Here is a 21,089-nt window from a genome sequence, read left to right on the forward strand (position 1 = left end):
ATGACAGTGGAACTTAACTTGCCTGTAACAGTACAGGACGTGCGCTCGTTCTCAGAAGCAAATGGTGAACCTACTTGGTTTACAGAACTTCGCGCGGCAGCACTAGACAAAGTAGCTGGTTTAGATTTGCCAAAACCAGATAGAACGAATATTACAAAATGGGATTTCATGAACTTCCCAGTGTTGGCAGTTCATAGTGAGGCATTCCCTTCATTGGATGCTCTACCTGAAGAAGCAAAAGGTTTAATTGACCTTGAAGCACAAGAAAACCTATATATTCAACGTAATAATACACCAGCATATATTAAGGCATCACAAGAACTTGCTGATAAAGGTGTTATTTTTACTGATATTTTCACAGCAGTTCGTGAGCATGGCGAACTTGTACAAAAATACTTTATGACAGAAGCTGTTAAAGTAGATGAGCATAAGTTAACAGCACTTCATACAGCACTTGTTAATGGTGGAGTGTTTGTATACGTACCAAAAAACGTGATCATTGAGCAACCACTTCAAGTTGTTTTCCTTAATGACAATGCGGAAGCTTCATTATATAACCATGTTTTAGTAGTAGCAGAAGCGAATTCAGCAGTAACATATGTGGAAACTTATGTTTCAACAGTTGAAGAGGCAAAAGGGCAAGCGAATATTATTGCGGAAGTCGTTGTTCAAGATAATGCACAGGTGACATATGGTGCAGTAGATGTCCTTGCAAAAGGATTTACGACATATGTTAATCGTCGTGCACGTTTAGCGCGTGACGCAAAAGTTGACTGGGCTCTTGGTCTAATGAATGATTCTGATACAATCTCTGAAAACATTACGCATTTGATTGGTGACGGTTCTCATGCAGATACAAAAACAGTCGTAGTTGGTCGTGGAGAACAAAAACTTAACTTCACTACTGAGGTTCGTCACTGGGGTAAAAACTCAAACGGGCATATCTTAAAGCATGGTGTAATGAAAGATGCAGCTCAGTCAATCTTTAACGGTATTGGCTATATCGAGCATGGTGCGACAAAAGCCGATGCACAACAAGAATCACGTGTATTAATGCTGTCAGAAAAAGCTCGTGGGGATGCAAACCCAATTTTATTAATTGACGAAGATGATGTAACAGCAGGACACGCAGCATCTGTTGGTCGAGTAGATCCATTACAGCTTTATTATTTAATGAGCCGTGGTATCTCGAAAGCAGAAGCAGAGCGCCTTGTTATCCATGGATTCCTTGCGCCAGTTGTTACGCAATTACCAATTGAAGGCGTTCAAAAGCAACTGACGGAGGTTATTGAAAGGAAAGTTCGCTAATGATGAATAAAGACATTAAAAGCTATTTCCCAATTTTAAATCAGGATGTAAATGGTCATAGACTTGTATATCTTGATAGTGCAGCGACGTCTCAGAAGCCTGTTCAAGTGATTGAAGCGATTAAAGCTTATTATGAATTTGATAATTCCAATGTTCACCGTGGCGTGCATACACTAGGAAACCGTGCAACAGATAAATATGAAGGTGCTCGTGAAAAGGTTCGTAAGTTTATTAATGCGCAATCAACACAGGAAATTATTTTTACGCGTGGTACAACAACCGCTTTAAATACAGTTGCGACAAGTTATGGTCGTGCAAATGTTGTTGAGGGTGATGAAATTGTCATTACTCATATGGAGCATCATTCCAATATTATTCCTTGGCAACAATTAGCCAAAGAAAAAAATGCAACTTTAAAATACATTGAGCTTGAAGCAGACGGCACTCTTAGCCTAGAGAAAGTACGTGCGACAGTCACACCTAAAACAAAAATTGTTTCGGTGTCTATGGCATCAAACGTACTTGGAACAATAAATCCAATTAAAGAAATTGCTCAAATTGCACATGCTAATGGTGCTGTCATGGTAGCCGATGGTGCACAAGCTGCGCCACATATGAAAATTGATGTGCAAGATTTGGATGTAGATTTCTTAGGTTTCTCAGGGCATAAAATGTGCGGACCAACTGGAATAGGTGTACTATATGGTAAAAAGGAACACCTTGAAAAGATGGAGCCAATTGAGTTTGGTGGCGAAATGATTGATTTTGTTGGGCTTTATGAGTCAACGTGGAAGGAATTACCGTGGAAATTTGAAGGTGGAACGCCTATTATTGCAGGTGCAATAGGTTTAGGAGCCGCTATTGATTTCTTAACTGATATCGGGTTAGATAACATTCTAGAGCATGAGCATAAGCTTGCAGGCTACGCAATGGATCAACTTGAAACAATTGACGGTTTGAAAATTTTCGGCCCACGTGACCCTATGAAGCGTTGTGGATTAGTAACATTTAATCTAGATGATGTACATCCACATGATGTGGCAACGGTGCTTGACATGAATGGTATTGCTGTTCGTGCAGGACATCATTGTGCACAGCCACTAATGAAATGTCTTCAGCAAGTAGCGACAGCACGAGCAAGCTTCTATCTGTACAATACAGAGGAGGATATTGACCGTTTAGTTGCAGGGTTACGTTCTGCGAAGGAGTATTTTGGCGATGTCTTTTAATAATTTAGATCAACTATATCGTTCAGTCATTATGGATCACTATAAGAATCCTCGTAATAAAGGGTCTTTAGATGAGAATGCTGTAACGATCGATATGAACAATCCGACTTGTGGCGACCGTATTCACCTAACATTGAAAGTGACAGACGGTGTTGTAGAGGATGCAAAATTTGATGGTGAAGGCTGTTCTATTTCTATGTCCTCTGCATCAATGATGACACAGCTCATCAAAGGAAAAAAAGTAGAGGAAGCTATTGAGCTTTCTGATATTTTTTCTAAAATGATGATGGGTGAGGAGTACAGCGATAAATATGACCTTGAGGATGTTGAGGCACTGCAAGGTGTTTCACAATTCCCAGCACGAATTAAGTGTGCAACATTGGCTTGGAAAGCAATGGAAAAAGGTGTGAAATAAATCTTACTTCCTAGTTCTTGAGTGAAAGCTACTATGCCTTCACTCAAAGCAAGGGATGATTACCTAGAAAAATACATCTCAATGAACGGAGGAGAAACGATGGCTAAAAAAATGCCTGATATCGGCGATTACAAATACGGTTTCCATGACAAGGACGTATCAATTTTCCGTTCAAAACGCGGTTTAACTGAAGAAATCGTCCGTGAAATTTCAAATATGAAACAAGAGCCAGAATGGATGCTAGAATACCGTTTAAAAGCTCTTGAAACATTTTATACAAAACCGATGCCACAATGGGGTGGCGATCTTGGAGATTTAGATTTTGATGAAATTACGTACTATGTAAAACCATCAGAAGCTACTCAAAAATCATGGGATGAAGTACCTGATGAAATCAAAGCAACTTTTGATAAATTAGGTATCCCAGAAGCTGAACAAAAATATCTTGCAGGTGTATCTGCACAATATGAGTCTGAGGTAGTTTATCACAACATGAAAAAAGACCTTGAAGATCTTGGTATTGTGTTCAAAGATACTGACTCTGCTCTACGTGAAAATGAAGATATTTTCAAACAATATTGGGGCAAAGTGATTCCTTACACAGACAATAAATTTGCTGCTTTAAACTCAGCAGTATGGTCAGGTGGATCATTTATTTATGTGCCACCAGGTGTTAAAGTAGAAACACCGTTACAAGCTTACTTCCGTATTAACTCAGAAAATATGGGTCAATTCGAACGTACACTTATTATTGTAGATGAAGGCGCTCACGTACACTATGTTGAAGGTTGTACAGCTCCTGTTTACACAACAAACTCTTTACACTCAGCAGTTGTAGAAATTGTTGTTCGTAAAGATGCATATTGCCGTTATACAACAATTCAAAACTGGGCGAACAATGTTTACAATCTTGTAACGAAACGTACAGTTGTAGAAGAAAACGGTACAATGGAATGGATTGATGGTAACATCGGTTCTAAATTAACAATGAAATACCCAGCATGTATCCTAAAAGGTGAAGGTGCTCGTGGTATGACATTATCGATTGCATTAGCAGGTAAAGGACAACACCAACATGCTGGCGCTAAAATGATCCATATGGCACCAAACACATCTTCAACAATCGTTTCTAAATCGATTGCTAAACAAGGTGGTAAGGTAACGTATATGGGACAAGTTCGTTTCGGTCCTAAAGCAAGTGGTGCACGTGCTAACATCGAATGTGATACGCTGATTATGGATAATCAATCGACTTCTGATACAATTCCTTATAACGAGATCTTTAATGATAATGTATCTTTAGAGCACGAAGCAAAAGTTTCAAAAGTATCTGAAGAACAATTATTCTATTTAATGTCTCGCGGAATTTCCGAAGAAGAAGCAACAGAAATGATCGTAATGGGCTTCATCGAGCCATTCACAAAAGAACTACCAATGGAATACGCAGTAGAAATGAACCGTCTGATTAAATTCGAGATGGAAGGTTCTATCGGTTAATTTATTAGCCACCCCTAGTCACAACATAAATTGTGACTAGGGGTTTTTTGTGTTTTTACGTCGTGAAAGAAAGTGGATAATTATAATATATCGAAATAGTACTGGATTTATTTAAGATTACATACTAAAATGATAATGAGAATCAATATCAATTGAAAAGGGGGATGGTAAATCTAGAAGATGTTCAGTACTTCAATAAGCAAGATGAGATAGTTAATCATCATAACAATCATCATTCAAAGGAGAATAGGTAAATGAAAAAGAAATTTTTATTTATTAGTTTCATAGCATTATTTATGCTCATTCTCGCCGCATGTGGAGAGAAGAAGGCAGTAGAAGAGGAATCTTCCACTGATACACCAAAAGAAGAAGAAGTGACACAAACAAAAGAAGAATCAACAAATGAAAATGGCACGAGAACGATTGAATATCTTGGTGAAAGCTATGAAGTGCCAGAAAAAGTGGAAAGAATTGTTGTAACAGGAGCTATGGAAGCAATGGAGGATATGGTGGTGCTGGATGTTCACCCAGTTGGAGCTATTGCTATTGGTGGCAAGTTCCCTGAGCTCTATGCTTCTGTAACAGACAAAGCAGAATCTATTGGTGAGAAGATTAAACCAAACTTTGAAAAAATATTAGAATTAAATCCAGATGTCATTTTAGGGTCCACAAAGTTCCCAGAAGAGGTACAAAGTAAATTAGAGAAAATTGCACCTACAATTTTAGTTTCACATATTTCGACGAACTGGGAATCTAATTTGAATTTACTAGCAGAACTAACTGGTAAGCAAGCAGATGCTGAGAAGATCTTATCTACATATAAAGCTGATATTGAAGCTGCTAAGTCCACGTTAACTGAAAAACTACAAGATCAAAAAGTAGCGGCTATTCGTATTCGTGGGGGACAAGCGTATGTTTATCCAAAAGAAGTATTTTTAAATGCAGTTCTTTATGGCGAGCTTGGTTTAGCAGTACCTAATGAAGTTGCTAAAGCTAAATCTCAAGAGGCCATTTCTGTAGAACAGCTTGCAGATATGAATCCTGATTATTTATTTGTGCAGTTTTCAACAGATGAAAATGCGGACGCGCCGAATGCTTTAGAAGACTTTAAAAAGAATCCAATCATCCAAAATATTACTGCATTTAAAAATGACCGAGTATTTGTTAATGTACTAGATCCACTAATGGAAGGTGGCCCTGCATATAGCCGAATTAAGTTTTTAGAGGCTATTCAGCAAAATCTTGTGAAATAAACGTCGCCTGTTATAGTAGCATGAGTTCAATGGAATATGGACTCATGCTTTTTCTTTGGCATAATTAAGTGATAAAAGAAGGTATATTTTTTACATGATGTTTATTTGTAATGACATACTGTGTGCTATGATTATGTACATAGAGGAGGATGTCACATGATTGTAGTAGGATTAACTGGTTGGGGCGATCACCCTTCACTTTATAGTGGAGTGACTACTTCAAAGGATAAATTATTTGATTACACAGGTCATTTTTTAACGGTTGAAGTAGATACTTCTTTTTATGCCATACCAGCCAAAGAGCATGTTCGGAAATGGTGTGAGGATACACCTGAAAACTTCCGTTTTGTTGTGAAAGCTTACCAAGGAATGACGGGTCATTTACGTGGAGAGATTCCCTTTGAATCAAAAAATGATATGTTCAATGTATTTATTGAATGTGCCAATGAATTTAAACGTTATGGAAAGCTAGCCATGGTATTAGCACAATTTCCACCATGGTTTGATTGCCAAGGAAAAAATGTGCAATATTTATTGTATATCCGACAGCAGCTAAAGGATTTTGAAGTAGCGATTGAATTTCGAAATCAAACATGGTATGCAGAAAATGTTGTCAAGCAGACGATAGATTTCTTACGAGAACATCAATTTATCCATACGATTTGTGATGAACCACAGGCTGGTGTAGGATCTGTTCCTTTCTACCCTGTAGTGACTGCAAATAAAGCGTTGATTCGTCTCCATGGTCGCAATATACATGGATGGCGGAACACAGGAAATGCAGAAAATTGGCGTAAAGTTCGCTTCTTATATGATTATAATAAAGAAGAATTACAGCAGCTTGGGGATAGCATGAAAAAGCTTGAACCAGAGGTCAATGAACTCTTCGTTTTATTTAATAATAATTCTGGTAATCATGCAGCGAAAAACGCAAAGGAGCTACAAGGTATGTTGAATATTAACGATGTCGGGTTGGCACCTAAACAATTAAACATGTTTGAAGGGGAACTATAATGGAGTTTATTTTATTAGTCATCATTGCCTTGCTTGCTGGTCTAATTGGCTCATTAGTTGGGCTAGGTGGTGGTGTAGTATTAGTACCAGCAACATTATACATCGGCTTAAATTTAGGAATGATCCCAGATATTACACCACAAAAAGTAGTCGGTTTATCAGTGGTGATGATGATTTTCACGGGACTTGCCTCCACGCTAAGCTATATGAAATCTAAAACGGTGGATTATAAAAGTGGTTTTATATTCTTTATTGGAAGTATTCCAGGAACAATCCTTGGCGCATGGGTCAATAAAGGATTAGATTTACCATCCTTTAATTTATATTTCGGTATTTTACTTATTATTTTATCGATTATTTTGCTTGTGAGAGACAAACTGAAGCCTGTAAAATGGTTTGTAAAAAATGGTATGCAGCAAGAGTTTACTGACTCTGAGGGAAAAACCTATGTATATGGCTATCCCATTTGGTTTGCTATTACATTAACATTTGGTATTGGCTTTGCTTCTGGTTTATTTGGAATAGGTGGCGGCTCCATGATCGTGCCAGCAATGATTATTTTATTCTTATTCCCCCCACATGTCGCGGTGGCAACATCGATGTTTATGGTATTTTTAACGTCCATTGTTAATTCTGCAAGCCATGTTTATTTCGGTCATGTACCTTGGCTTTATACTATTCCAGTTATTCCTGGTGCTTATGTTGGAGCAAAGCTGGGTGCTGCGTTAAATAAGAGGATTAAATCCGATACACTTGTACTAGCTTTAAGGATTATTCTATTATTACTAGGAATTCGATCTATTATAGAAGGCATATTAGCTTAATTTGAAGTGAGGTGGCTTTAATGCTTGAAAAGATCCATATTTTTCACACAAATGATTTGCATAGTCATTTTAAGTATTGGCCACGAATGCAAAGCTATGTGAAAGAAATGCGCAATAAATTAGGGAATATCGGGGAAACAAGCTATTTGTTTGATGTTGGAGATCATTTAGATCGTTCCAACATTTATACAGAAGCAACAGTTGGGAAAGGTAATGTGCGATTGCTAAATGAGGCGGGTTACGATGTGGTGACAATCGGCAACAATGAAGGTATTACATTATCCCATGAAGAGCTCTTCCACTTATATGACAATGCTAATTTTGATGTTGTGGTTGCAAATGTATATGCCTCCCACGGGAAGAAGCCAGCATGGATGAAGCCTTATGTAATCTTAACAACAGCAATGGGTACGAAGATTGGCGTCATTGCAGCCACGGCCATGTTTGAAGTATATTATGAAGAATTAAATTGGCATATGGACGACGCTAGAAGTACACTGCTACGTTTAGCGCATCAACTACGTGAAGAAGTAGACATTGTTGTATGCTTATCCCATTTAGGCATTACAGAGGATGAGCTCTTAGCGGATGAGTGTCCAGAAATTGATGTTATATTCGGCTCTCATACTCATCATGTCCTACCAGAGGGCAAAGTGATTAATGGGGTTTTACTGACAGGTGGAGGTAAGTTTGGCCAATATACTGGACATCTTATCATAGAATATGATAAAAAATTGAGGAAAATTGTTGAAAAAAAGGATACTTTAATTCATAATAAGGATTTGCCAATTGTTAAAAATGAACAGAAAGTGGTACAGTTTTTGGAGGATGAAGGAAACAGAATATTGGATACTCCAGTTTTTACAACAAAAAAAGCCTACAACAAGGAATGGTTCCATTATTCACAGCTATCTGATTTATTTGCACATGCAATTTTGGAAAAAAGCGGAGCGGACTGTGCATTATTCAATGCAGGGATATTTTTAGATGGTCTTCCTAAGGGAATAGTGACTGCCTTAGATTTGCACCGAATTTTTCCACATCCAATTAATTTATGTACAATTGAATTATCCGTCGCTGAAATGAAAGAAATTTATATGCAATCTAAAAATGAAGAATGGCCCTATATCGAACTAAAAGGACTAGGGTTTAGAGGCGTCATTTTTGGAAAAATATTGACATATGGATTTTCCATGAATGAAAATCGGCAATTATTAATTAATGGTAAGCTAGCAGATCAAAATCACATTTATAAACTGGTCACATTGGATCTGTTTACATTTGGTTATTTTTATCCAAGTTTTAAATATGCAAAAAAACAATATATTTTACCTGAATTTTTACGAAACATTATGATAGATTATGGTCAAAGATTCTTTAAACAATAGAGAGAGTTTAAAGAATGGAATGGGGAAGAAGTCATGCGATTAATTTCAATCGATGTATTAAAAGAAGGAATGGTATTAGGAAGAACCATTTGGAATGAGGCAGGTCATCCGCTTTTAAAGAAAGATGTTGTCATTAATGACCGTATTATTCAAAGACTTCAACAGTTAAATACACATTATTTATATATTGACGATGAGATTTCTGAGGGAATAGAAGTAGAAGAGACCGTTCCACCTGCTATGCGAAATAAAGTCATCAAAACTATAAAGGATTCGTTCCAGTCCATTGATGGTTTGAATCCAGTAAATGCTTCTTATATATTAGATCAGCAATCAAAGACAATTGTTTCGATCGTAGATGAATTACTTTCTGCAGTTACTGGAAATAATGAAATTCTAACCATTTTAACAGATGCTTATTTATTTGATGAATATTTATATCAACACTCTTTCCAAGTGACATTGTATTCTATTGCCATTGCCAAAGAACTTGGCTACTCTGCTGAGGATTTACGTTTGATCGGGATAGGTGCATTATTACACGATGTCGGTAAACTAATGGTACCGAAAGATATTTTAACAAAGCCAGGACGTTTAACGAATGATGAGTTTGAAATGATGAAGATGCATGCTCGTTACGGTTTTGATTTATTACGGAATTTACATTCAATCTCTCTGCTTGTGGCGCACTGTGCTTTCCAACACCATGAACGTATTGATGGAAGTGGCTATCCAAGAGGACTTGTTGACTTTGAAATTCATCCATTTGCCAAGATAATTGGTGTTGCAGATGTTTTTGATGCGGTGACAACGAATCGTGTATACCGGGAGAAGATGCTCCCTTCACAAGGACTAGCTATTGTTGAAGCTGGCTCGGGCACTCTTTATGATGCTCGAATTGTAAAAGCTTTAAAAAGAGCTGTTGTTCATTATCCAAATGGTGTTATTTTAAAATTATCAGATGGACGCCGTGGGATTGTATCTAGACAAAACACGTTGGATGCAGCATTACCATGGATTCGTATTTTTGAAGAACAAGATCAATTGCTGGCAGCTACATATGAAATTAATTTAGTGGATTATCCTGATGTAACAATTGAAAATGTTGAGACGGATTATGTGGTTCCCGCAAAAGTAGAATAAATTACTCCTCCTGTTCATACGTTATGGAACAGGAGGAGATTTTTTTGTTTTTCCCTCGAAAAAGAATGAAATTACGCTCATATGGTAGAAGGGGAATGCGTCTTAATAAATTAACGATTTTAATTGTTAGTATGGTTGTTTGCCTTATATTATTTATTTATTATTTAAATGAACGGCTCATGCCAACCTATTTGCAATATGCGGAAGTGCAAACTACGAAGATTGCCTCATATGTTGTGAGTAAAGCCATTAATTCACGTACCTCTAATGTATTAGATGTAAATGATATCATTGAAGATATTCCTCCAGGTACGTCTGAAATGATGACGACTAAGTTTAATACAGAAATCATTAATCGTGTTCGAGCAGAGACATTAGAGCTTGTTAAAATGTATTTGGAGCAAGCTGAACAGGGAGAGCTATCCCATTTACCTGAATTAGATAATGTTGAATATGATATTAACAGGATCCAAGATGGTGATGGCATTGTCTTTTTTGTACCGCTTGGTCAAGCAGCCAATATTCCCTTGCTTGGAAATTTGGGGCCAAAGATCCCGATTCGCTTCCATGTGATTGGGAATGTTCATAGTAATGTGACATCCTCTATTCAAGAATTTGGAATCAATAGTGCTTATGTGGAGGTAGGTATTCATTTAGAGGTAAATGTTCAGATTATTGTTCCTTTCGCTAGTAAATCTTCTACCGTTGCACAGGATATACCTGTAGCGATGGGCCTAACAAGGGGACCTGTTCCAAACATTTATACCAATAGTAGTGACGCGCCACAACCGTCCATAGAAATACCTGTCCCTTATAAATAGAAATGTTTGTTGTGATAGTTGTTGGAGTGCCTTTAATATGTTACATTGACAACAGTGAAGATAGTTAATATTAAAAAATGTATATTTTTGATAGGGGCGATATTCGTATGACATCTTGTAAACCTACAAGTAAAGAAGAACATGTAAGAAAACCAGATTGGCTAAAAATAAAACTAAACACGAATGATGAATATAAAGGGCTTAAAAAGCTGATGCGTGAGAAAAATCTGCATACAGTATGTGAAGAAGCTCGTTGTCCAAACATCCATGAATGCTGGGGAGAGAGACGTACTGCTACCATGATGATTCTTGGTTCCGTTTGTACACGTGCTTGTCGTTTCTGTGCAGTGAAAACAGGTTTACCAAATGAACTAGATTTGGCAGAACCAGAGCGCGTTGCAGATTCAGTAGCCATTATGAATTTAAAGCACGTTGTTATTACAATGGTCGCACGTGACGATTTAAAGGATGGCGGAGCGCAAGTTTTAGCAGAAACAGTACGTGCAATTCGTCGTAAAAGTCCTTTCACATCTGTTGAGGTATTGCCATCAGATTTAGGCGGGATGAAGGAGAACCTTCAAATGTTAATGGATGCAAAACCAGATATTTTAAATCATAATATTGAAACAGTACGCCGTTTAACACCTAGAGTGCGCGCTCGTGCAAAATACGAACGCTCTTTAGAGTTCCTGCGTTTAGCTAAAGAGATGCAGCCTGAAATTCCAACGAAATCATCACTAATGATTGGATTAGGCGAAACACATGAAGAAATTTTAGAAGTCATGGACGATTTACGTGCAAATAATGTAGATATTATGACGATCGGTCAATATTTACAGCCAACGAAAAAGCATTTACCAGTTAAAAAATACTATTCACCAATAGAATTTGGTAAACTGCGTAAGATTGCCATGGAGAAAGGCTTTAAGCATTGTGAGGCTGGCCCACTTGTACGTAGTAGTTATCATGCAGACGAACAAGTAAATGCTGCAACGAAAGAACGTCAATTACAAGCGGAAGTGTAAACGTCAAGGCTGAACGAAAAGGGTGGTGTCACTTTGATCATAGTTGAAGGATTAGAATATGAACTAATAGAAGATTATCGCGAGGCCTTTCAGGAGGAAGTTTTTCAGGAAAGATACTCAGATATCTTAGCCAGATACGATTATATTGTAGGTGATTGGGGCTATAACCAGTTACGTTTAAAGGGGTTTTTTGATGATAAAAATCAAAAATCCACTTTTGATACAAAAATAAGTACGCTTCAAGATTATCTATACGAATACTGTAATTTTGGCTGTGCTTATTTCGTATTACGTAAATTGGGGAAAGTTATGAAACAGCCAGAAGTAGTGGATATGAGTGAAGTAACAAAGCCAACAGACCATGAACCTTTAGCAGAATAAACTCTTATACAAAAACCTGATGTGATAGGCATCAGGTTTTTTTTCATGATTGTTAGCTTTTGTGTAATTGGGGAAAACTAAAGCACAAAACAGCTTATCGAAGGTGTGTTGCAAATGAAAAGAGCCGTATTTTTAGATCGTGATGGTGTTATCAATGAAGTACTGACCAATCGTGTGAAGTTTGTGAATAAGCCTAAGGATTTGTACTTTTTACCGCAAGTGCCTGAAGCAATCAGAAAGCTAAATAAGCATTTTGATTATGTGTTTGTCGTGACAAATCAAGGTGGGGTTGGTTTAGGCTTTATGAAGGAAAGTGGCTTACAGAAAATACATGAACATATGGTGAAGGAGCTAGAGAAAAAAGGGGCAGTAATCCATGAAGTCGTTTATTGTCCGCACAAACCTAAGTCAGGTTGTGCCTGCCGCAAGCCCAATAGCAAATTAATTGTGGATTTAGGAAAGAAATATAACATTGATTTATCAAAATCCTATATGGTTGGCGATACAGATACGGATATTATTGCAGGAAAACGGGCAGGAACAAAGGGTGTTTTCCTAGGAGAACAAGATCCATTAGCAGATGCTGTCTTTCCAGATTTAATAAGCGCTGCCCAGTGGATTATTAAGGATGTCACAGCTTAAATGTATTGAGAAAAAGGGCGTATAAATCATTAAAAAAGGGATAATTTATGAATGGAGGTGATGATGTTGGCAAAAGAAAACCGCAATAAAAAGCCATTAGATCGAGAGGAATATGGGTATGGTTTTGATATTAGTGTAGACGATTTAGCTGTGATTGGTCAAAATCAGCAAGCGAAAAAGCAAAATGATAATGAAAATAAAGACAAGCCCCATAATAAAGATAATCCATCCACTTTAAATAAATAACAATACGTAAAAAGATTTCGCAATCGCTCAGGGTTAGCGAAATTTTTTTATGTTATATAAAAAAACACCCAATAAAATGGGTGTTAGTTCAATAATTCACGCAAGTATTCCCGTAATTCGATTGTTTCTTCCTCTGTGCGATTGTACACATGTTCTAAGTAACCAGGCTCTTCTACATCATCAGGACCAATAATAGCAAAGCGACCGAACTGGATATCCATGACAAGCACTTTTCCAAAGAAGCGGCCAGATTGTAATATAGCTAAATCATAACGTAGCTTTTGTCCAGCAAAACTAACAAATCTTGTTTTCGTATCTTCTACATCATCATATAAAAAAAAACGTTCCATCTTTTAATCTCCTTCCAATCCTATAGTTATGGTACTATAGAAGAGAAAAGACTATCAACTTTTAAAGATTTGAATGGGGGCTTTCCTTGTGTATTTTGTAGATCGTAATAAAATCACAAAAAATTTACAGTACTTAGATGGGCTATTAACTATTTTGGAGACAGAGGATAACTGGCTTCAGAATGATATAAAGAAATTAGCTATCGAGCGAATTGGACACAACATTATGGAGTCAATGATGGATGTAGGAAATTTAATGATTGACGGTTTCATTATGCGCGATCCAGGAAGCTACGAGGATATTATTGATATTTTAGTCGATGAAAAAGTTGTAGCTGCTGATTTGGAAGCACCATACAAAGCAGTTGTTGGCTTACGTAAAATGCTAGTACGTGAGTTTATAGAGGTAGATATCCAAGAGGTTATCCATGTACTAACAGCTAATCTAACGGCTTTAAAGCAGTTCTCGCCAGCAGTTCATAATTATTTAACAAATGAATTAGGACCTGTTTCAGCATTTTTGCCAGAGGATCATCAATGAAACAATATAAGGCCTATTGCTTTGATTTAGATGGTACTGTCTACCGTGGGAAGGAAGGTATTCCTTCTGCGGTAGCTTTTATTCATCGTTTACAGCAAGCAGGAATTGAGCCATTCTATGTAACGAATAATTCTTCGAAGACGCGAGAACAACTGCAAGAAGCTTTACTGTCTATTGGCGTGAACGCGCCATTAGAGCATATTTATTCAAGTGCATTGGTCACAGCAAAGTATGTGGCCCTACATTTTCCAAGCAAAAAGGTAGCGATGATGGGTACAGATGGTATTCGTCAGGCACTACTCAATGAAAATATTGTGCCTGTTGAGGATGAGCCCGATGTATTTGTTATGGGGATTGATCGTACGCTTGATTATATGGCACTTGCTAGGGCAACGGTTTTTGTTCAGCAAGGAGCGACCTTTATTGCCACGAATCAGGATATTAAATTCCCAACAGAATATGGGTTCTTACCAGGCAATGGTTCTTTTGCACGCTTGGTAGGAGAAGTTGCAGATGTTGAACCAATCTATATTGGTAAGCCATCGCCAGCCATGCTGGAAGTAATTGCGACCGAACATGGAATTGCGAAAGAAGACATGGTAATGATCGGTGATAATTATGATACGGACATTATGTGTGGCATTCGATTTGGCTGTGACACCATTCATGTGAATACTGGGGTGACGCCTACAAAGATTGTCCTCGAAAAAGAATGCCAACCTACATATGTAGTGGACGTACTAAAGTAATAAAAGGATGTTTATGCTAATTTTCAGCATAACATCCTTTTTATTTGTTCAAATTTATTCATATAGGTATTTTAGAAAACTACCATAAAGGATTTTCTTCAATAAATTGATAAATGGCTTTCGTTAATTCATCAGGAGAATCTGCTTCTACTAATTCACCGTTTACTATTGCATAAAAGGATTCTGAGCACTTTGTACAATAACTGAGGCAGCCATATTCCAAAACGTCGATGTTTGGATCGCGTTCGAGTACTTCATAAGTTGCTTGAGAGCCATTTGCTAAATTACTTATACAAAATTCAACCATTGGATTCATCCATGTCACCTCACCAAAGTAATGCTACTCGGTTTTACGATTTTCGTCAATTATTTATGTTTAAGAGAAAAGAAACGTTTTTTAATAAAAGATAAAGGGAATTTGTTATTAATGGCTTAAAAATCAATAGAAATGAACAAGTTCTCGTTTATTTTGTGAAATCTTTCACAAAATTTCATTCTGATATTGTGAAACTTCTCACAATCGGTTATACTCGTTTGTGGATACTTTGTGAACAATTATTAAAAGAGATATAAAAGGAGACTATTATGGGAAAATTAGTACTTTTAGGTGGCGGCTACGGCAATATGCGTGTCATGCTTCGTCTATTAAACAGCCTACCATTAGACAGAGAGGTAGTTATAGTAGATAGAGCCCCTTTCCATAGTTTAAAAACAGAGTTTTATGCATTGGCGGCAGGGACAGCAACAGATAAAGAAATTCGTGTAAGCTTCCCAGAGCATGAACGTTTAACAGCCGTATATGGAGAAGTCGTTGAAATTAATCGTGCGGAAAAAGTAGTCATTCTTGAAGACGGACAACGTATAGAATATGATGATTTAGTCATTGGGCTTGGCTGTGAAGATAAATATCATGGTGTACCAGGTGCGGAAGAGTATACGTACAGCATTCAAACAATGGGTAAATCACGTGCAACATTCCAAGCACTTTGTGGGTTACCAGCTGGGTCTACAGTTGGAATTATAGGGGCTGGCCTAAGTGGAATTGAGCTTGCAAGTGAGCTACGTGAAAGTCGCTCAGATTTAAAAATCAAGCTATTTGACCGTGGTCAACGTATATTGAAAGATTTTCCAGAAAAACTAAGTAAGTATGTAAAGGATTGGTTTGTTAAGCATAATGTTGATGTGGTTGCCAATTCAAATATTACAAGAGTAGAGCCAGGTAAAATTTTTAATCATGATGATGAAATTTTACTCGATGCAGTGGTTTGGACTGCGGGTGTCCAGCCAGTCAAAATTGTGCGTGATATGGATGTTGAGAAAGATAAACATGACCGTCCACTTGTCACACAGTATTTTAATTTACTCGATGATGAACATGTCTATGTTGTAGGAGATTGTGCTTCATCAGATTTAGCCCCAACAGCACAATTAGCAGAGGAACAAGCGGAGCAAATTGTGAAAGTACTTCGTATGCGTTGGAAAGGTGAACATTTACCAGAGAAGATGCCAGATATTAAATTAAAAGGCTTTATGGGAGCTCTTGGTAAAAAACAAGGCTTTGTATACTTAGCTGATACAACAGTAACTGGGCGTATCGCTCGCTTAATGAAATCAGGATTATTATGGTATTACAAACGTCAAAATGATTAATTAGCTGAAAGGGATTGTTTCAAAAATCATTTTGAAACAATCCCTTTATTTTTATTAAACCGTTTCGTCTGGGACAAACCCTAAATTTTCAAGGGCCGTAAATACAGGCTTTAATTGGACATAGCCCTCTCCAACTACCTCATTGTTAATGAGGACAAGGGGGTAGAAAAATTCATCGTCTTGAATACGTGACGCATACTCTTGGTCGCGTTCATTCTCAATTGGACCTTCAATATCGATATAGCGAATATCATATGCTTGATCTGGATATTTGCGATTGATGGCTGCTTGTAGCCACTCATATGTATCCTTGGAAGATGGGGCATTGACACAACTAGCACAGATGACAGCTGTTCCATAAATTTCAATCATAGGTTTTGTTGATGGCATAGTATTTTCTCTCCTTGTGATTCAATATTGGATTTTTTCTGTTGCTAACATTATAATCATTATAAGGAAAGGAGTCGAGATAAATGGCAGAAGCAACAATTAACGACCAAGTTCAAGAGGTATTAGATAAATTACGTCCATTCTTACTACGTGACGGTGGAGACTGTGAATTAGTAGATGTTGAGGATGGCGTTGTGAAATTACGTTTATTAGGTGCTTGTGGCAGTTGCCCAAGTTCTACGATTACATTAAAAGCTGGTATTGAACGAGCATTATTAGAAGAAGTACCAGGTATCGTGGAAGTAGAGCAAGTATTCTAAGCCTTTTTAAAAAGTTCTAGCTGTTTGCAAGCTAGAACTTTTTTATTTACCTATTTATGACGCGCATGTTCTTTTTCTTCACGAATAATGGCCCACTGTTCTTTCGCCATATCTATAATTTTTGCCTCACCACCGACACTTTGTTTTTCAATGACTCTAGAAAAGAAGCGTGTCGCATTTTCAATATCTCCAATACGTCTAGATAATTCAGCAATCATATACATAATTCGGACAGCTGACATTTGTGTAGAGCTGTAGTCCTCGGTAGAATAAGATTCCATATAATAATCACGTGCTAATTTCATAAAGCGCTCTTCTTGTCCACTATTGTTTAAGGAACGATAAAGCCATGCAAGACGTAGAGTTAGTCCAGCAATCGCTACATTTTTTTCTTTTTTAATCGTGCCACAAAGAAACGCTAACTTATAGGCTTGAATCGCTTGAAATACGGTACGTTCACCCTTGAAATCATGATGCACCCATTTTTCTGTAATTTGTGTACGTATATCATCTTGGATACCCGGTGCAAAATATTTTGTAAAGTCTTCTGTAAAGGAAAAGCCACAATGTTCACATACAAAAACATTATAATAGAGAGCATTCACTTCATCTGCATAAATAGGTTGAAAATCTGTTTCCGTATGATCTACTTTAATAAATTTTGAACGCACTTTTAATGTTGGAAATTCTTTTTTGCAATTTAAACATTGAATTTTTTTCTCATAATATGGTGAAATCTCCATATATATTACCCCCTGCCAAGAATTCGTTGTAACTATTATACCAATGATGTTTTTATTAACATGAATAAAAAATACTATTAATGTGAAAAATATGAGAATTATAACTTATAATCGACTTGAAGCTGAATGTTTGTCATACAATGGTCAAAATTGTTATGATAATACGTAAGAAGGAAGGTGATTGGGATGACAAGTACAAAGCAAATTATAGAAGTGACACAGGCTGCTGGCTTTCATATTAATGAAATGATGGAGCATAATGAAGAACAAGGTTCTTTTTTACGTGTAGTGGTGAATGGTGGCGGCTGTAGCGGGCTATCCTATGGCATGCATTTTGATAAAGAGAAAAAAGATGATGATTTTGAAGATGTTCAGCATGGTTTAACAATTCTTGTTTCCCGTGAAGATGCGCCGATTTTGATGGGAACAAAAATTGACTATAAACAATCGCTAATGGGCGGTGGCTTCACAATCGATAATCCAAATGCCATTGCATCATGTGGCTGCGGTACGTCTTTCAGAACAGCAAAGCGTGAAGGTACACCTGAGGTTTGTGAGTAAAAGTAAATAAATCCATTCGAATAATGGGCTAACAATAATAGGCTTCTTTGATTGATGATGTTGCAAAACATGATGAATGAAAGGAGCTTTTTTCTTTCTTTTTATTTTCCCGTTTGTAAGTAACTATGTTAAAAATCATCTGACACTTCCAACAAATTTTTATGACCTTATTTAGTGAAATTCAAGGCAATGTATAATAGCTTCTTTCATTGAGGTTGAATGAAAGAAGCATTTTCACTGTGGATTAACTGTAAAATTCAGAATAAATGCTTCATTCCATAGAAAGTGAGCAGGTATAATAGGTAGATAGAGGTGAAGGTTATGAGAAAAGATCGAGGGAAAATATGGTTGGGTGTATCAGGTGTTACGGTGAATGAGCTTGGACAATGGTTAGTTGTGAAAAAGGCTTATAGCGGATTGAAAGGACGTTGGTCATTGCCAGCAGGTTTTGTTAATGCAGGAGAAACGGTAGATGAAGCGGTTATTCGTGAAATCAAAGAAGAAACAGGCATCGATTGTAGAGTCTCAGGCTTAATTGGATTTAGAACAGGTGTCATCCGTGATGATATCAGTGATAATATGGCGATTTTTTATTGTCGAATGCTAGATGAGCAGCAGCAGGTTTCCATTCAAGAAAAAGAAATTTTAGAAGCTAAATGGTTGTATCCACAGGAACTAGCACAAGATGAAACAACCTCTGTGATGTTAAAGGAAATGGCTTCCAATCAATTTGAAAGACATCAATTAGAGGCGATAGAAGGGATTAATCCAGGGGATATTTTTGGTTATACCTCTTATCGTTTATTCTTTAAAAAATAATATGACTTTTAGGAGGTGACCTTTGATGGAGCTGTTTTTATTTATGTTAGAGCGAGTTGGGCTGATCATTGTGTTTGCCTTTTTAATGTCAAGATGGCGACTCTTTCGAGAAAAGCTGTTTCAGGAGCAAGGAACGAAAGAGAAAATATGGCTCATTATTATCTTTAGTAGCCTATGTATTATCAGCAGTTATACAGGGATTAAAATTGAAAGTGGGACAATCCATCCTTTAAATCAGATGATACATAGTACGATCAATGCGGAGGAGGCCATTGCTAATACGAGATTAATTGGTGTCGCCATTGCAGGAATTTTTGGTGGACCACTTGTTGGTGTATGTGTAGGAATTATTGCAGGTATTCACCGAATTACACTTGGTGGTTTTACAGCAATAGCCTGCGGTGTTTCAACGATTCTAGCTGGCTTTATTACAGGTGGTTTAAGTAAACGCTTTAAAATACGTCAAACTTTTTCCTATAAGAAAGCAGTCATTATCGGCATCTGTGCAGAAACGATTCAAATGCTGGTGATTTTAGTAGTCGCGAAGCCATTTGAGCAGGCCTTGCAGTTAGTTTCATTAATTGCAATGCCGATGATTTTAATGAATGCCTTTGGGATATTTTTATTTTTCATGATTATTAAAACGTTTATTGATGAAGAGGAGCGAACAAAGGCATTACAAACCCATCAAGCTTTTTCAATTGCCCAACAAACAATTGAGCATTTTCGTAAGGGCTTGAATGAAGAATCATGCCAAACGGTTGCAGAAATTATTAAAAGAGAAATAAAAGTAGATGCGGTCGCTATTACCGATAAAAATGGGGTGTTAGCACATGTTGGCGTTGGGGAGGATCATCATTTAATTCATCGAGAAATCATGACAGCTTTGACAAAACGAGTATTAGAGGAAGGCAAAATTTTAATGGCTACATCTCAAAAGGAAATTCAATGTCCACACGCTAGCTGCCCATTAAGTGCTGCCATTGTCTTGCCCTTGAAGGTACAGCATCGAACAGTGGGAAGCTTAAAGCTTTATTTCACTAAAGCGGATTCTTTGACAGGGGTGAAGAAGGAGCTAGCAGAGGGTTTGAGTAGACTATTTTCCTCTCAGCTTGAATATGCTGAAATTGAGCAACAGCGAAAATTATTAAAGGATGCTGAAATCAAGGCATTACAAGCACAAGTTCATCCACATTTCTTCTTTAATAGTCTGAATACTATTTCAAGCTTGATTCGGACAGATGCAGATGAGGCAAGAGCATTATTAATCAAGCTTAGTACATTTTTTAGAAGCAATCTGCAGGGCGCACGGCAAATGCTCATTCCACTGAAAAATGAAATAGATCATGTTGAAGCTTATTTATCTATTGAGCAAACACGGTTTCCAAATCGTTACGAAGTTGAATTTATCATGGATGAAACACTCTTTGATGTGCAAATTCCTCCATTTACCTTACAGCCTCTTGTCGAGAATGCTATTTATCATGCCTTTAAAAATCGTAATGAAGGCAAAATCTATGTCAAAGTACAACGTGTGAATGATAAGCTGGTCCTGTTAACGGAAGATAACGGCTGTGGTATGAGGAAGGAGCAGGTAAAACAACTTGGCAAGCGTATAATGCAATCTGAACAGGGGACAGGAACCGCTCTTTGGAATATTTATCAGAGGATCCATGAAATTTATGGTTCTGAAGCGGATTTTCATATAACAAGTACGTTAGATGTGGGCACAAAAATTATGATTCAACTGCCGTTAAAGGCGACTAGATGGGAGTAGAAA

25 protein-coding genes are annotated in these 21,089 nt (G+C 37.2%); 21 read left to right on the top strand and 4 right to left on the bottom strand.

What is annotated here, in order from left to right:
• The 14 genes from sufD to ACMGGO_RS04085 all read left to right on the top strand — a co-directional run bounded on the left by sufD (position 1) and on the right by ACMGGO_RS04085 (position 13,186).
• A complete protein-coding gene (gene sufD / locus ACMGGO_RS04020; RefSeq protein WP_048394394.1) occupies positions 1–1,308 on the top strand; it encodes a Fe-S cluster assembly protein SufD in 1,308 nt (435 codons plus the stop codon).
• Positions 1,308–2,537, top strand: a complete 1,230-nt coding sequence (locus ACMGGO_RS04025; protein ID WP_048394396.1) for a cysteine desulfurase — start codon at positions 1,308–1,310, stop codon at positions 2,535–2,537. Before sufD ends, ACMGGO_RS04025 begins: the two co-directional genes overlap by 1 nt.
• Positions 2,527–2,952, top strand: a complete 426-nt coding sequence (gene sufU, locus ACMGGO_RS04030) for a Fe-S cluster assembly sulfur transfer protein SufU (RefSeq protein WP_016993621.1) — start codon at positions 2,527–2,529, stop codon at positions 2,950–2,952. Before ACMGGO_RS04025 ends, sufU begins: the two co-directional genes overlap by 11 nt.
• A gap of 99 nt (positions 2,953–3,051) precedes the next feature.
• Positions 3,052–4,449, top strand: coding sequence for a Fe-S cluster assembly protein SufB (gene sufB / locus ACMGGO_RS04035; protein ID WP_016993620.1), 1,398 nt, complete (start codon positions 3,052–3,054; stop codon positions 4,447–4,449).
• A 254-nt stretch (positions 4,450–4,703) separates the two neighbouring features.
• Positions 4,704–5,702 (top strand): ABC transporter substrate-binding protein, encoded by a 999-nt coding sequence (locus tag ACMGGO_RS04040; protein ID WP_103118721.1) that lies wholly within the window; start codon positions 4,704–4,706, stop codon positions 5,700–5,702.
• A gap of 156 nt (positions 5,703–5,858) precedes the next feature.
• Positions 5,859–6,716 (top strand): DUF72 domain-containing protein, encoded by an 858-nt coding sequence (locus ACMGGO_RS04045; RefSeq protein WP_305193376.1) that lies wholly within the window; start codon positions 5,859–5,861, stop codon positions 6,714–6,716.
• Positions 6,716–7,540, top strand: coding sequence for a sulfite exporter TauE/SafE family protein (locus ACMGGO_RS04050; protein ID WP_054549446.1), 825 nt, complete (start codon positions 6,716–6,718; stop codon positions 7,538–7,540). The genes ACMGGO_RS04045 and ACMGGO_RS04050 overlap by 1 nt, the downstream gene beginning before the upstream one ends.
• A 20-nt stretch (positions 7,541–7,560) precedes the next feature.
• Positions 7,561–8,928 (top strand): bifunctional metallophosphatase/5'-nucleotidase, encoded by a 1,368-nt coding sequence (locus ACMGGO_RS04055; protein WP_048394403.1) that lies wholly within the window; start codon positions 7,561–7,563, stop codon positions 8,926–8,928.
• 33 nt (positions 8,929–8,961) lie between these two features.
• Complete coding sequence (locus tag ACMGGO_RS04060; RefSeq protein ID WP_066038192.1) at positions 8,962–10,071, top strand: HD-GYP domain-containing protein; 1,110 nt, start codon at positions 8,962–8,964, stop codon at positions 10,069–10,071.
• Positions 10,072–10,094: 23 nt separating this feature from the next.
• Positions 10,095–10,892, top strand: a complete 798-nt coding sequence (gene yunB / locus ACMGGO_RS04065) for a sporulation protein YunB (protein WP_048394406.1) — start codon at positions 10,095–10,097, stop codon at positions 10,890–10,892.
• A gap of 107 nt (positions 10,893–10,999) precedes the next feature.
• Entirely contained in the window at positions 11,000–11,917 is a 918-nt protein-coding gene (lipA, locus tag ACMGGO_RS04070; RefSeq protein WP_004228269.1) for a lipoyl synthase, read from the top strand.
• Positions 11,918–11,950: 33 nt separating this feature from the next.
• Positions 11,951–12,298 (top strand): YutD family protein, encoded by a 348-nt coding sequence (locus ACMGGO_RS04075; RefSeq protein WP_004228271.1) that lies wholly within the window; start codon positions 11,951–11,953, stop codon positions 12,296–12,298.
• Positions 12,299–12,412: 114 nt separating this feature from the next.
• Positions 12,413–12,940 (top strand): D-glycero-alpha-D-manno-heptose-1,7-bisphosphate 7-phosphatase, encoded by a 528-nt coding sequence (locus tag ACMGGO_RS04080; protein ID WP_279495904.1) that lies wholly within the window; start codon positions 12,413–12,415, stop codon positions 12,938–12,940.
• A 51-nt stretch (positions 12,941–12,991) separates the two neighbouring features.
• Complete coding sequence (locus tag ACMGGO_RS04085) at positions 12,992–13,186, top strand: hypothetical protein (RefSeq protein WP_279495903.1); 195 nt, start codon at positions 12,992–12,994, stop codon at positions 13,184–13,186.
• An 83-nt stretch (positions 13,187–13,269) separates the two neighbouring features.
• On the opposite strand, the gene ACMGGO_RS04090 is transcribed toward ACMGGO_RS04085, so the two are convergent.
• Entirely contained in the window at positions 13,270–13,536 is a 267-nt protein-coding gene (locus ACMGGO_RS04090; protein WP_009371988.1) for a DUF3055 domain-containing protein, read from the bottom strand.
• Between the two features lie 88 nt (positions 13,537–13,624).
• Between ACMGGO_RS04090 and ACMGGO_RS04095 the strand changes: the two genes are divergently transcribed.
• Both ACMGGO_RS04095 and ACMGGO_RS04100 read left to right on the top strand, forming a co-directional pair.
• The gene (locus ACMGGO_RS04095) at positions 13,625–14,077 is read left to right on the top strand and encodes a DUF86 domain-containing protein (RefSeq protein WP_009371987.1); all 453 of its coding nucleotides are present in this window, start codon (positions 13,625–13,627) and stop codon (positions 14,075–14,077) included.
• Positions 14,074–14,826 carry a TIGR01457 family HAD-type hydrolase gene (locus ACMGGO_RS04100; protein ID WP_066038189.1) on the top strand — a complete coding sequence of 251 codons (753 nt, stop codon included), beginning with the start codon at positions 14,074–14,076 and terminating at the stop codon, positions 14,824–14,826. Before ACMGGO_RS04095 ends, ACMGGO_RS04100 begins: the two co-directional genes overlap by 4 nt.
• 79 nt (positions 14,827–14,905) lie before the next feature.
• Here the strand turns inward: ACMGGO_RS04100 and ACMGGO_RS04105 are convergent, their stop codons facing one another.
• A complete protein-coding gene (locus ACMGGO_RS04105; protein WP_004228286.1) occupies positions 14,906–15,142 on the bottom strand; it encodes a YuzB family protein in 237 nt (78 codons plus the stop codon).
• Positions 15,143–15,411: 269 nt separating this feature from the next.
• On the opposite strand from ACMGGO_RS04105, the gene ACMGGO_RS04110 reads away from it, so the two are divergent.
• Positions 15,412–16,476: an NAD(P)/FAD-dependent oxidoreductase gene (locus ACMGGO_RS04110; RefSeq protein WP_004228288.1), complete on the top strand. Its 1,065-nt coding sequence runs from the start codon at positions 15,412–15,414 to the stop codon at positions 16,474–16,476.
• A gap of 54 nt (positions 16,477–16,530) precedes the next feature.
• Here the strand turns inward: ACMGGO_RS04110 and ACMGGO_RS04115 are convergent, their stop codons facing one another.
• Entirely contained in the window at positions 16,531–16,866 is a 336-nt protein-coding gene (locus ACMGGO_RS04115; RefSeq protein WP_054549443.1) for a YuzD family protein, read from the bottom strand.
• 83 nt (positions 16,867–16,949) lie between these two features.
• Between ACMGGO_RS04115 and ACMGGO_RS04120 the strand changes: the two genes are divergently transcribed.
• Positions 16,950–17,186: a NifU family protein gene (locus ACMGGO_RS04120; RefSeq protein ID WP_004228295.1), complete on the top strand. Its 237-nt coding sequence runs from the start codon at positions 16,950–16,952 to the stop codon at positions 17,184–17,186.
• A gap of 50 nt (positions 17,187–17,236) precedes the next feature.
• Here the strand turns inward: ACMGGO_RS04120 and ACMGGO_RS04125 are convergent, their stop codons facing one another.
• Positions 17,237–17,929 (bottom strand): DUF2225 domain-containing protein, encoded by a 693-nt coding sequence (locus ACMGGO_RS04125; protein ID WP_048394419.1) that lies wholly within the window; start codon positions 17,927–17,929, stop codon positions 17,237–17,239.
• A gap of 186 nt (positions 17,930–18,115) precedes the next feature.
• Between ACMGGO_RS04125 and ACMGGO_RS04130 the strand changes: the two genes are divergently transcribed.
• The 3 genes from ACMGGO_RS04130 to ACMGGO_RS04140 all read left to right on the top strand — a co-directional run bounded on the left by ACMGGO_RS04130 (position 18,116) and on the right by ACMGGO_RS04140 (position 21,086).
• Positions 18,116–18,490 (top strand): HesB/IscA family protein, encoded by a 375-nt coding sequence (locus tag ACMGGO_RS04130; RefSeq protein ID WP_048394421.1) that lies wholly within the window; start codon positions 18,116–18,118, stop codon positions 18,488–18,490.
• Positions 18,491–18,811: 321 nt separating this feature from the next.
• A complete protein-coding gene (locus ACMGGO_RS04135) occupies positions 18,812–19,309 on the top strand; it encodes an NUDIX hydrolase (protein ID WP_036078588.1) in 498 nt (165 codons plus the stop codon).
• Between the two features lie 25 nt (positions 19,310–19,334).
• Positions 19,335–21,086: a sensor histidine kinase gene (locus ACMGGO_RS04140; protein WP_054549439.1), complete on the top strand. Its 1,752-nt coding sequence runs from the start codon at positions 19,335–19,337 to the stop codon at positions 21,084–21,086.
• The last annotated feature ends 3 nt before the right edge of the window (positions 21,087–21,089 follow it).

Origin of the sequence: Lysinibacillus sp. BNK-21 (assembly GCF_048684915.1) — a bacterium.
GTDB classification, from domain to species: Bacteria; Bacillota; Bacilli; order Bacillales_A; family Planococcaceae; genus Lysinibacillus; species Lysinibacillus capsici.

What these genes read in the sequence shown, in the direction of transcription:
- sufD (WP_048394394.1), top strand. Translation starts at nt 1, where the DNA reads ATGACAGTGGAACTTAACTTGCCTGTAACAGTACAGGACGTGCGCTCG.
- ACMGGO_RS04025 (WP_048394396.1), top strand. Translation starts at nt 1,308, where the DNA reads ATGATGAATAAAGACATTAAAAGCTATTTCCCAATTTTAAATCAGGAT.
- sufU (WP_016993621.1), top strand. Translation starts at nt 2,527, where the DNA reads ATGTCTTTTAATAATTTAGATCAACTATATCGTTCAGTCATTATGGAT.
- sufB (WP_016993620.1), top strand. Translation starts at nt 3,052, where the DNA reads ATGGCTAAAAAAATGCCTGATATCGGCGATTACAAATACGGTTTCCAT.
- ACMGGO_RS04040 (WP_103118721.1), top strand. Translation starts at nt 4,704, where the DNA reads ATGAAAAAGAAATTTTTATTTATTAGTTTCATAGCATTATTTATGCTC.
- ACMGGO_RS04045 (WP_305193376.1), top strand. Translation starts at nt 5,859, where the DNA reads ATGATTGTAGTAGGATTAACTGGTTGGGGCGATCACCCTTCACTTTAT.
- ACMGGO_RS04050 (WP_054549446.1), top strand. Translation starts at nt 6,716, where the DNA reads ATGGAGTTTATTTTATTAGTCATCATTGCCTTGCTTGCTGGTCTAATT.
- ACMGGO_RS04055 (WP_048394403.1), top strand. Translation starts at nt 7,561, where the DNA reads ATGCTTGAAAAGATCCATATTTTTCACACAAATGATTTGCATAGTCAT.
- ACMGGO_RS04060 (WP_066038192.1), top strand. Translation starts at nt 8,962, where the DNA reads ATGCGATTAATTTCAATCGATGTATTAAAAGAAGGAATGGTATTAGGA.
- yunB (WP_048394406.1), top strand. Translation starts at nt 10,095, where the DNA reads ATGGAACAGGAGGAGATTTTTTTGTTTTTCCCTCGAAAAAGAATGAAA.
- lipA (WP_004228269.1), top strand. Translation starts at nt 11,000, where the DNA reads ATGACATCTTGTAAACCTACAAGTAAAGAAGAACATGTAAGAAAACCA.
- ACMGGO_RS04080 (WP_279495904.1), top strand. Translation starts at nt 12,413, where the DNA reads ATGAAAAGAGCCGTATTTTTAGATCGTGATGGTGTTATCAATGAAGTA.
- ACMGGO_RS04085 (WP_279495903.1), top strand. Translation starts at nt 12,992, where the DNA reads ATGGAGGTGATGATGTTGGCAAAAGAAAACCGCAATAAAAAGCCATTA.
- ACMGGO_RS04090 (WP_009371988.1), bottom strand. Translation starts at nt 13,536, where the DNA reads ATGGAACGTTTTTTTTTATATGATGATGTAGAAGATACGAAAACAAGA.
- ACMGGO_RS04100 (WP_066038189.1), top strand. Translation starts at nt 14,074, where the DNA reads ATGAAACAATATAAGGCCTATTGCTTTGATTTAGATGGTACTGTCTAC.
- ACMGGO_RS04105 (WP_004228286.1), bottom strand. Translation starts at nt 15,142, where the DNA reads ATGAATCCAATGGTTGAATTTTGTATAAGTAATTTAGCAAATGGCTCT.
- ACMGGO_RS04110 (WP_004228288.1), top strand. Translation starts at nt 15,412, where the DNA reads ATGGGAAAATTAGTACTTTTAGGTGGCGGCTACGGCAATATGCGTGTC.
- ACMGGO_RS04115 (WP_054549443.1), bottom strand. Translation starts at nt 16,866, where the DNA reads ATGCCATCAACAAAACCTATGATTGAAATTTATGGAACAGCTGTCATC.
- ACMGGO_RS04120 (WP_004228295.1), top strand. Translation starts at nt 16,950, where the DNA reads ATGGCAGAAGCAACAATTAACGACCAAGTTCAAGAGGTATTAGATAAA.
- ACMGGO_RS04125 (WP_048394419.1), bottom strand. Translation starts at nt 17,929, where the DNA reads ATGGAGATTTCACCATATTATGAGAAAAAAATTCAATGTTTAAATTGC.
- ACMGGO_RS04130 (WP_048394421.1), top strand. Translation starts at nt 18,116, where the DNA reads ATGACAAGTACAAAGCAAATTATAGAAGTGACACAGGCTGCTGGCTTT.
- ACMGGO_RS04135 (WP_036078588.1), top strand. Translation starts at nt 18,812, where the DNA reads ATGAGAAAAGATCGAGGGAAAATATGGTTGGGTGTATCAGGTGTTACG.
- ACMGGO_RS04140 (WP_054549439.1), top strand. Translation starts at nt 19,335, where the DNA reads ATGGAGCTGTTTTTATTTATGTTAGAGCGAGTTGGGCTGATCATTGTG.